This is a genomic window from Ignavibacteriota bacterium (assembly GCA_016212665.1).
In the GTDB taxonomy this organism is placed as follows: Bacteria; Bacteroidota; Ignavibacteria; order UBA10030; family SZUA-254; genus FW602-bin19.
This window is the reverse complement of the sequence record JACREZ010000032.1, coordinates 247,280-258,305: the sequence shown is the minus strand read 5'-3', so window position 1 is coordinate 258,305 and position 11,026 is coordinate 247,280. Positions and strand designations below refer to the sequence as shown.

The 11,026-nt window shown below is 42.3% G+C and carries 7 protein-coding genes; 6 read left to right on the top strand and 1 reads right to left on the bottom strand.

The window, feature by feature from the left end:
- Window positions 1-374: 374 nt before the first annotated feature.
- The 6 genes from HY960_11665 to HY960_11640 all read left to right on the top strand — a co-directional run bounded on the left by HY960_11665 (window position 375) and on the right by HY960_11640 (window position 9,811).
- On the top strand, window positions 375-2,141 hold the full coding sequence (locus tag HY960_11665) for a T9SS type A sorting domain-containing protein (GenBank protein MBI5216400.1): 1,767 nt from the start codon (window positions 375-377) through the stop codon (window positions 2,139-2,141).
- Window positions 2,142-2,357: 216 nt separating this feature from the next.
- Window positions 2,358-3,752, top strand: a complete 1,395-nt coding sequence (locus tag HY960_11660; protein ID MBI5216399.1) for a glycoside hydrolase family 13 protein — start codon at window positions 2,358-2,360, stop codon at window positions 3,750-3,752.
- 24 nt (window positions 3,753-3,776) lie between these two features.
- A complete protein-coding gene (locus tag HY960_11655; protein ID MBI5216398.1) occupies window positions 3,777-6,533 on the top strand; it encodes a T9SS type A sorting domain-containing protein in 2,757 nt (918 codons plus the stop codon).
- 11 nt (window positions 6,534-6,544) lie between these two features.
- Window positions 6,545-7,852: an extracellular solute-binding protein gene (locus tag HY960_11650; protein ID MBI5216397.1), complete on the top strand. Its 1,308-nt coding sequence runs from the start codon at window positions 6,545-6,547 to the stop codon at window positions 7,850-7,852.
- Between the two features lie 262 nt (window positions 7,853-8,114).
- Entirely contained in the window at window positions 8,115-8,891 is a 777-nt protein-coding gene (locus HY960_11645; GenBank protein ID MBI5216396.1) for a sugar ABC transporter permease, read from the top strand.
- 77 nt (window positions 8,892-8,968) lie between these two features.
- On the top strand, window positions 8,969-9,811 hold the full coding sequence (locus HY960_11640) for a sugar ABC transporter permease (GenBank protein MBI5216395.1): 843 nt from the start codon (window positions 8,969-8,971) through the stop codon (window positions 9,809-9,811).
- Between the two features lie 26 nt (window positions 9,812-9,837).
- On the opposite strand, the gene HY960_11635 is transcribed toward HY960_11640, so the two are convergent.
- Window positions 9,838-11,010, bottom strand: a complete 1,173-nt coding sequence (locus tag HY960_11635; GenBank protein MBI5216394.1) for a hypothetical protein — start codon at window positions 11,008-11,010, stop codon at window positions 9,838-9,840.
- Window positions 11,011-11,026: the final 16 nt, after the last annotated feature.

The window sequence follows — 11,026 nt, the reverse complement described above, 5'->3', positions numbered from 1 at the left end:
ACACGTTGACATACAATGCGGGTTCGAACGGTTCAATTACCGGAACGACACCGCAGACAGTGAATCATGGTTCAGACGGAAGCGCAGTAACAGCAGTTGCAGATACTGGTTATCACTTTGTAGACTGGAGTGATGCTTCTACCGATAATCCACGGACAGATATGAACGTCCAGAGCGATATTACTGTAACCGCGAACTTTGCAATTAACACTTACACGTTGACATACAATGCGGGTTCGAACGGTTCAATTACCGGAACGACACCGCAGACAGTGAATCATGGTTCAGACGGAAGCGCAGTAACAGCAGTTGCAGATACTGGTTATCACTTTGTAGATTGGAGTGATGCTTCTACTGATAATCCAAGAACTGATATGAACGTTCAGGGCGATATTACGGTAACCGCGAACTTTGCGTTGGATATGGTTGAGGTCATGTTTGCCGTAGATATGAAAGTTCAAATGATGAGAGGAAACTTTAATCCGTCTGAGGATACAGTATATATTGGCGGAAATTTTAATAGTATGCTGTATGATATTATGTCGGATGGAAACAACGATTCCATTTATACTTTTACATTCTCGAACGGTTACCCCGGTGATACACTAACATTCAAATTCGGCTATTATGATTTTAGCCAGAGTAATGTATCGTTAGAGAATGATCCGATACGAGAATATATTATCCCGATGGGTGGTGGTTCATATTCCGATTATTTTGACAGAGACAGTACGTACAACCCGCCAATTGTTGTTACATTTAATGCGAACATGTGGGTGAAGATTAAAAAAGGTGCGTTTGACCCGGCAAATGATATATTAGTAGTCAGCGGAGATTTCAATAGTTGGGGAACTTCAGACACTTTAAAAGATTTAGATAATGATTCAGTCTATTCAATTACACTCCAACCGGGTTTATCTGGTGATACGATTAAATTTAAATTCCGTTATTGGGATAAAAACGACAATCCAAATACGGCATCCAATTGGGAGGATAATCCGGATCGTTTGTTTGTTATTCCCGATGGCGGAGGTACGTTTGAAGATTATTTCAACCGCGATTCAGTCTATGTCGAGCAACATGATATTCAGGTTACGTTCTCAGTAAATATGGAACTTGAACGACTTTCCGGCCGTTTCGACCCGGTTGATGATGTAGTTGAAGTACGCGGTTCTTTCAATGGCTGGGGTGGAGGTACGCTTACATCCAACGCATTGAATCCGGATTTATTTGAAGGAACATTTACGATTCGGGCAGGAGTCGGTGAATCTTTCCGATTTAAATTCTGGTATGAGGATAATAATTGGGAAAGTTTCAGTAATGATCGTGTGTACACGTTTACGCAATCTGATATTGATAATTTGGCAGCATCAATCAATGAATCATTTAATAATGGCTCGCTTGAAACCGTTATCAATCAAACTTGCACCATCAAGTTCACATGTTATACAACTGGTGCGAAATCTATTCTATCGAATAACACGTTCCCTGTTGTTAACTCCGTGTGGATTGCGGGAAGTTCACAACCGTTACAATGGCCCGGAGACGGATGGCCCAATTCGGATACGTCCATTGCTATTCGTATGTATGATGACGGAACGAATGGTGATATAACTGCCGGTGACCAGATATTCTCACGGGATGTTTTATTCCCTGCATACACAGTTCTTGATGTACAGTACAAATACAGCATCAATTTTGGTGATGATGCAAATAACGAAGGTGGGAATGATAACGAAGCAGGATTTGCTGCAAACCATGAACTACACATGGACCGTTATCTTTCTAGTGCTACGGCTGTTGATACATTTGGAACTGTCGGTCCAACTGTGTTAGAAGACCCGCTTGGAATCGGCGATGACCAAAGTGGAATTCCGTTCGTGTTTAGTTTAAACCAGAACTATCCGAATCCGTTTAACCCGTCAACGACGATTAACTATTCTCTCGCGGTTTCTTCGCCTGTTGTGCTAAAAGTGTATGACATGCTCGGTCGTGAAGTGGAAACGTTGGTGAACGGTGTTCAGCAAAGCGGAACCTACACGCTTTCGTTCTCACCGAAGAATTTGCCAAGCGGAATTTATTATTACCGCTTAACGACAAATAACTTTGTCGAGACGAAGACGATGATGTATGTTAAGTAATGTCAGATAAATAATTATTTGAAAAGGCGCTTCTTGTTTCTAATGACAAGAGCGCCTTTTTTATTTACAGATGTTCGGAATAAATCTATGAAACACTTCTTCATTTAGTCTCTCGCTTTTCTTATATTCATACAAAAATTGAACACGACAATGACGAGATTACTGACACTTCTATTTTTATTCTCTCAACTTTTACTTTCTCAACAACCATCATCTATGACGAAACTGAAAGTTCCCGACTGGACGAAAGACGCCATCTGGTATCAAATATTCCCTGAACGATTTGCAAACGGAGATTCTTCCATTGACCCGCCTAATGTTGAAAAGTGGGGAGGAAAGCCGAAACGACAAAACTATTTTGGCGGCGACCTGAAAGGAATCATTGAACATCTTAATTACCTTCAGGAACTCGGTATCAATGCCCTCTATCTCAATCCTATTTTTGAATCGAACACCAACCACAAGTATCACGCAACCGATTATTACAAAATAGATGATAACTTTGGTACGGAGGAAACATTCAAGCAATTATTGAGCGAGTGCCACAAACGGAATATTCGTGTCATCATTGACGGAGTGTTCAATCACACGGGAAGAGATTTTTTTGCGTTTGATGATATCATCAAGAACGAAGCGAACTCGAAATATATCAACTGGTATAAAGTGCATAGTTTCCCTGTGGGACCCGCAAGCAAACCCAATTACGAGTGTTGGTGGGGTTACGGAGATTTACCGAAGTTGATGGCTGATACTCCCGAAGTGCGGAAGTATTTGTTTGATGTAACAAAATATTGGATGAAAACAGGACTTGATGGCTGGCGGCTCGATGTGCCGAATGAAATGTCGCACGACTTTTGGATTGAATGGTGCAAGTTGGTTAAGGAAGTAAATCCCGATGCCTATATTGTCGGAGAACTTTGGGAAGATGCAACGCCGTGGTTGCAGGGAAATGAATTTCATGCGGTGATGAATTACCGCTTCCGGAACGCCGTGATTGATTACTTCGTGAATGAACTAACCAATGTAACTGAGTTTGATTCCGTGTTGAAAAAAATCAGGGAAGATTACCCTGAAGAAGCAAGCTATGCAATGCAAAATCTCATCGGCAGTCATGATACGGAACGATTCTTAACGCTTATGCGGGGTGATGTGGATAAGATGCGCGTTGCTGTTTTATTTCAAATGACATATCTCGGCGCGCCGATGGTCTATTACGGAGATGAAATCGGAATGGAAGGAGGCAAAGATCCGGATTGCCGACGCACGATGCCATGGGATGAATCTCAGTGGGATACTGATTTGCAGGATTGGTACAGAAAACTTATCAAGATACGAAATGAAGTCTCCGTGCTACGTCGCGGTTCATTCAAAACTGCTCTTGTTGATGATGAAGGGGAGATGTACGGTTTCTGGCGTGAAGATGGCAACGATGCCGCTCTGGTTCTCTTCAACAATGATGAGGAAGATAGAACGATTTCTATCACTGCAACCGGACAAGATGTTGAATGGACGGATAAACTGAATAGCGTCTCATATAAAAAAGATGGTTCAGAAATCAAAGATATAAATATCCCCGCGTTGTCCGGCGTTGTACTTGTTCCCAAACGATAAAAAGATTTTCCAATGACATTTACTATGAAAACGAAATTACTCCTCTGTGTCATTTTCCTTTGTTCTTTTAATGTTTTTGCACAAACGAGTGCGGATAGTGTGACGATAACGTTTCGGGCTCATTTCCCTGCAACACCGACGATGTATTTACCTGGTCAATTTAATGGTTGGACACCAAATACCGCTGCTTCACAAATGACCTACAATTCTTCATTATCGGCATGGACAAAAACGTATTCATTCAAAATACATGATGCGTCTGATTCACGAAGAACCCTTGGTGATTCAGTTTTTCAATACAAACTTAATCAGGGTGGAAACAACTGGATGCCTGACCCACTCAATCCGGAACAGAATGCAAGTGATAATAACAACTCTGTTCTTCGGATGAAGAAATTATTTTGGTTTCAATTCTATCAGACAGTTTCTGGAAGTAATATTACACGATTAACAATCGGCTTGGTTCGAGCCAATAGTGACACGATTACTTCGGTCATTCTTCACCAAGGGACAACTCAAGATGCAGTTCTTACTTCAATGGACATTACTGATTGCTATAATAAGAGCACACGAATAATAGACACCGTTCTTGCTACACCATTTCCAAAATCAAATTATATTCGACTTGTTGCATACAACAATCATGGCGATTCAGTAGTTTATTCAAAAGGCGGTTTCGTTCCTACAACACTGCCTGTTCCTATATATGCAAAAAAGGGAGTCACGTTGCCAAGTCCAGCGTCAAATGATTCGACATCATTCTGGGTGGAAGTACCGACGAGCAAGGATTATGTTTTGTTGAAAGTCGTACAGAGTGGGCAATCAATCGAAACTGCAACTCCTTTATTGATGAGAAGAACTCCTTCACCTTATGGTTGGTGGATGAATGTGAAACTTGATTCAGGTACGTATGAATATATTTATGAGATCGAGCCTGCGCAACGAATACCCGATCCTTATGGAAGACAGGTATCAAATAATGGATTAACGAAGTTTACTGTTGGTCCTTCGGGGTTAACGTATGATGATTATCAATGGCAGGATGACGGGTATAATCGTCCCCCGCTGAATAAACTAATCATGTATGAATTAAATGTTACAGAATTTGCAGGAGGTTATTACAATTTATCGCCGGGTCAAGTTAAATGGTTTCGTATGAGAAATCTTTTATCATATCTTGACTCACTTGGTGTGAATGCAATTGAGTTAATGCCCGTCATGGATTATGGAAACATCGGTACGTCAGGTTTTTCGTGGGGGTATGATTTGAATAGTTATTTCGCGCTTGAGCCATCCTTCGGTACTCCGCGAGATTTTAAGGAATTTGTAGATTCGGCACATGGTAGAGGAATCGCCGTTATCTTAGATGTTGTTTATAATCATTTGAATGAAACAAGCGCTCTCTGGCAAATGAATCCAAATGAAGCTTCTAATCCTTATTTCAAACTTATCAATGATAAGCGCCCGAATGAAGATGAACTTCAGTTCTTTAAAGACATGGACCATTGGACGCAAGAGACACAGGATTTGGTCTACGCTGCTCAAAAAATGTGGATAGATGAATATCATATTGATGGTTTCCGGTATGATTATACACAAGGTATCGGATGGAGTCGCTTCGATACAACGAAAGGAATTTTAGGTTGGGCGAACAAAATCGCACGTGAATACAACAATTCAATTTACCAGATTGCCGAACATCTTCCTGAAAGTCCTGCGTTGATTTATTACAGCGGATTAAATGGTGGCTGGCATGACAGTTTTAGAGATGAAGTTTTTAAACACGTAGTTCCAAATCAACAACCCTCATTGAGTACAGTTGAAAATCTTATTCTGGGTTTAGGGGCATATTCAAGCAATGATACCCCTGGTTCTCCAACAAGTTATGCAGATAGAACCGGTCCCGTCAACGCGACTTCAAATCATGATGAACAATCATTGTTTTATGAAATGGTTCATTATCAGCACGTTGATACGGCAACAGCATTACAACGTGATAAACTTTATGCAACCTTCATGTTTACCTCGCTTGGTATTCCAATGCTTTGGGAAGGAATTGAGTTTAGTGCACCTCGCGGTTGGGACGGCAATAAATTGGATTATCGTCCTGTCGAATGGAACGTCTATAGAACCGCCCGCGGCAAATCTCATTTCCAATTTTATAAAACGCTTATCATGCAGAGAAAATATAATCCTGCGTTGTATCAGGGTTCATTGGTAAAGCAGTACAAGTACGATTCGAAAAAAGTTTTGGTCTGGGGGTTCAATGATGCTGATACCGGAGCGGCAATTGAAATCATCGCCAATCTCAGTAATCTTCCTCAAACGGTTACAAATGTCCCGTGGCTCCGCACCGGGACCTGGTATAATGTCTTCGACCAAAGTTCATTTTATTCCGACAGTTTGACAATTGAGAGTGTTACAATCCCATCATATTCTGTTCTGATTTATACAAACAGAAGTAACGAAGAACTGGGCATTCCTCTCGGCGTTGATGACGGTATGATGGAACTGCCGGAACAATTTTCACTTGCTCAGAATTATCCGAATCCGTTTAATCCGACAACAAATTTCGGATTTCGGATTTCGGATTTCGGATTGGTCACGCTGAAGGTGTTTGATATTTTGGGAAGGGAAGTCGCTATGATTGTAAATGAGGAATTACATCCGGGAGTTTACGACAGAAAATGGAACGCAAGTAACATTCCAAGCGGAGTATATTTCTATCGCCTTTCAACAGATGCCGGTTCGCAGGTGAAGAAACTTGTCTTGATGCGTTAGTAATTGATTCAATGACTATCAATCATCAATCGTTAATCCGTTTTCTTGACTCTGGACTTGGTGTTTTGTCATCAGTCATTAGTCATTTGTCATTTGTCATTAGACCACTGCTCATTGCTCTAAGCTCTTTGCTCTTAGCTTCCTGTGCAAGAGAAGATGACCCCAACCGCATCATCATCTGGCATCAGATGCGTGTGGATGAACGTGTGATTCTCGAAGAACAGATGCAGAAATTTATGCAACTTCATCCGGACATTAAAGTCGAAGCAATTTACAAAGAGACGGAAGAATTGCGTTCGGGGTTTATTGTTGCCGCGATTGCAGGTCAAGGTCCGGATTTGGTGTACGGTCCCGCTGACCAGGTTGGTCCGTTTCAGGTGATGGATATTATCGTGCCGATGGAAAATTTGTTTGATAAAGAATGGCTCGATTCGTTCAACCCGAAAGGGCTGACGTGGTTCAAAGGACACCTCTATCAGATTGCAGATAAACTCGGCAATCATCTCACGCTTGTGTACAACAAGAAAATGATTTCGACTCCGCCTGAGACGGACGAACAACTTATTGCCATCGCCAAAGAGCAAACAAAAGATTTGGACGGCGACGGACGAAGCGACCAATATGGTTTGGTCTGGAATTACACCGAGCCGTTTTTCTATATTCCGTTCTTCAGTGGCTTCGGCGGCTGGGTGATGGATGAGCAAGGAGTTCCGACTCTCAACACACAGGCAAATATTGATGGTTTGAATTTCATCAAAGATTTGCGCGATACGTACAAGGTCATTCCAGCCGAAGCAGATTACAATGTTGCTGATGCGTTATTCAAAGACGGGAAAGCGGCGATGATTATCAACGGCGATTGGTCGTGGTCGGGATACAAGAAAGCGGGAATTGATATTGGCGTCGCGCCGATTCCGAAAATCAACAAGACTGGTTTGTGGTGTGCGCCGATGGTCTCCCCGAAAGGGTTTTCTGTCAATGTCAATGTTTCAAAGGAAAAGCTTCCTCATGTTGTTGAGTTTTTGAAATTTATCATGGAGCCGGAAAATCAATTGACAACTGCGAAGGCGCTCAATACGATGCCGACGCGCACGATTCTGTACGAAGACCCGTTCATCAAGAACGATGATATTCTCATCAATTCGAAACGGCAAATCGAAGTTGGAAAACCGATGCCTGTTGTTCCCGAACTCCGCGCAATCTGGGATGCGATGCGTCCGAGTTATCAGGCAGTCCTTGGCGGAAATATCACAGCAAAAATCGCCGCAAAACAAATGCAGGAGATGGCGCTCAGGAAGATTGCGGAGATGAACGAGTAATCAATTCAAAATTCAAAATGGAAAAAAAGTAGTTGAGATAATGAGTAGTTGAGTACAAAGTACCAAGTACAACATGAATTACAAATGACCATTGACTAATGACCAATGACAATGAACATACAACCGTCAACTGATTAACAAAAAATTGAACAAGTTTAGTACAAAAATATTTATCTTCGTTTTCGTCGCGCCTGCGTTTCTTTTGTTGCTCGGCGTTGTGTTCTATCCGTTTATTTACAACGTGATAATCTCATTCTCGAACATGAACCTTCGCCACATCAAGGATTGGCATCTCATTGGACTTCAGCAGTACATCAAAGTCTTCACCGAGCCGACGCAACCGAACTTCTACGGGATATTTTTGAAGACTGTTATCTGGACTGTTGTGAACGTGTTCTTTCATGTCGTGCTTGGTGTGTTTCTCGCGTTGCTTCTCAATCAGGCAATCAAAGGAAAATCAATCTACCGGACATTATTGATTCTCCCGTGGGCGATTCCGCAATACATCGTTGCTCTGACGTGGCGCGGGATGTTCAACTATGAATACGGTTCAATCAACATTATCCTGACAAAGTATCTCAATCTTCCTGCTGTCGAGTGGTTGAAAAGTCCGACCGAAGCATTTCTCGCTTGCATTCTCACTAATGTCTGGCTCGGATTTCCATTCATGATGGTGGTCGCTCTCGGTGCGTTGCAAAGCATCCCGCATGAACTTTATGAGGCGGCAGATATTGACGGCGCATCATGGCATCATAAATTAAAGAACATTACAATCCCGCTCATCCGCCCGGTGATGATCCCCGCAATCACGCTTGGTATTGTTTGGACGTTCAACAACTTGAACATTGTGTGGCTTGTCAGCAACGGCGGTGAACCGTCAGACCAAACTCATATTCTTGTATCATTCGTGTATAAAGCCGCGTTCAACTTGTACCGTTACGGTTACGCCGCTGCGCTTTCGATGGTGCTGTTTATTATTCTTCTTATCTTCAGCGTGACGTTTATGAAACGAACGAAAGCGACAGAAGCGGCCTATTAATTTCGCCTGCCTGCCGCAGGCAGGAATTGCGGATTGACAATTGCGGATTGACATTCATGACTAATGACTATTGACAAATGACTAATGCCAAGAGAAAAAATCTATTAAAGAAAGTTGTTACCCATGCAATTCTGATTGTGTTTACTATCGTTGCAGTCTATCCTGTTTTACAAGTGGTCACGATTTCGCTTCGTCCGGGAGACAAATTGCTTTCGACTTCATTGGAAATCATTCCTGCAGATGCGACGTTGCAATCGTATGTTTCCTTATTCACTGACAGACCTTTTTTGAAATGGGTGTGGAACAGCGCTCTTATTTCGTTCACCGTTACATTGACCGGCGTCGTGCTTGCTTCGATGACGGGCTATGCTTTTTCACGCTTCAACTTCATGGGAAAGAAACTCGGACTCCTGAGTTTGTTGGTGACACAAATGTTCCCTGCAACGATGCTCTTGTTGCCGTTGTATATTATGCTCATTTACTTTGGTCTGATTAATACATACTCCGGGTTAATTATCATCTACACGGCAACCGCGTTACCATTTTGTATTTGGACGATGAAAGGATATTACGACACAATTCCAATTAGTCTTGAAGAAGCGGCACGGATTGACGGGTGCAATCAGTTTCAATCGTTTTACAAAGTGATTCTTCCGCTTGCCGCGCCTGCGCTTGTTATCACCGGATTGTTTTCGTTTATGACTGCATGGTCGGAGTACATCGTTGCCGCTCAGATTCTTCAGGATTCGGAGCTATACACTTTACCGCTCGGATTAAAATCATTTGAGGCGAACATGTCAACGGAGTGGGGATTATACGGTGCGGCATCGCTCATAGTAATGATACCGGTTGTTGTGTTGTTTATTGTGTTGAGTAAGTGGTTGGTTTCGGGATTGACCCTTGGAAGTGTGAAAGGATAAAGAATTTCGAATTTCCTTATGCTTATTCAATAAGAGAAGAAATATTCCAGAACGTCATCAATCCTCGCACGCCAGTTCGACCAATTATGTCCTTCAGGATATTCAGCATACGTTACCGTTGCTCCTTTTTCTTGTAGCAACTGAGAAACAGTTTTCGCTTCTTCCTGTGTATCGTTGATAGTCCCCGTATCAATATATACATTCACATCTAAGCGAATCATTTGGTCGAACAATTTCATGATGGCTTTATTTGCTTGATTGTATGCCGGCGATTGCGCCGCACAGTTCTTTATAAAATGTGAACGAAGCATGACCATGTATGTCGAAATCAATCCGCCCAATGAAGCGCCCATAATGTACCGATCTTTTGCGCTATGAGTTGCGGGGTAACTACGCTCAATTTTCTGAGCTAGTTCATGCTCAATAAAATCCAAGAAAGAATCATTGGCAGTGTAATCTTCCCGACGGTGATTTGTTCGTTGGTCTGTCAAATCACTTCGCGGGTCAACAAACACAACAAGTACGGGCTTGATTCGGCGTTCTGCGATGAGATTATCAAGCACATTCGTCATCTTGCCAAGTGAAATATACTCACCGCCATCGGTTACGAAGAGTGTCGGCAAGCGAGTTTCTTTTGAAACTCCTACCGGGGTATAGATGAACGTAGGGATTCGCCTGTTCAGTAGTTTGCTTTCAACATACATCGTATCAATTTTGCCCCGTGCAACTCGTTGTTGATGCTCAATGTCCTTCGGTGGATGATATTCCTTCGACCGAATTTCGGAGTTCTCACCAAATCCTCCGGGTGCTTTTTGCTTGTTGAACGGGTCGAGAATCCATTGTTCATCTACAATAAACTTATACTCCATTCGTCCGCTGCGGGGGATGTCTTCGATATGGAGAAATAAATCAGTTTGTGGGATTTGCACCATCGTTGTTTTTGCAGGCTCCCATGAATTAAAGTCACCAGCCATTTGCACTACCTTTCCATTCCCCCGGTAAAGAAAATAGACAGTGTTTCCTTCCATTATCGGTAACGAATGTTGTGCGAGATACTCATCAATCATTACTGATTTCAATCGCACATTTGGTTCTTCAATAAGTTTCCCGAGAAATCGTTCGAAGGAAGGAGTCTGAGAGTAAAGGAGAACGTTTGAACAACAGAATATGAAAAGGAAAAGAACGGTTTTCCGAGCCATGAATTATTTCAGATAA

Coding starts and splice junctions, on each gene's coding strand:
- HY960_11665 (MBI5216400.1), top strand. CDS start 375: ATGAACGTTCAGGGCGATATTACGGTAACCGCGAACTTTGCGTTGGAT.
- HY960_11660 (MBI5216399.1), top strand. CDS start 2,358: ATGACGAAACTGAAAGTTCCCGACTGGACGAAAGACGCCATCTGGTAT.
- HY960_11655 (MBI5216398.1), top strand. CDS start 3,777: ATGAAAACGAAATTACTCCTCTGTGTCATTTTCCTTTGTTCTTTTAAT.
- HY960_11650 (MBI5216397.1), top strand. CDS start 6,545: ATGACTATCAATCATCAATCGTTAATCCGTTTTCTTGACTCTGGACTT.
- HY960_11645 (MBI5216396.1), top strand. CDS start 8,115: ATGAACCTTCGCCACATCAAGGATTGGCATCTCATTGGACTTCAGCAG.
- HY960_11640 (MBI5216395.1), top strand. CDS start 8,969: ATGACTAATGCCAAGAGAAAAAATCTATTAAAGAAAGTTGTTACCCAT.
- HY960_11635 (MBI5216394.1), bottom strand. CDS start 11,010: ATGGCTCGGAAAACCGTTCTTTTCCTTTTCATATTCTGTTGTTCAAAC.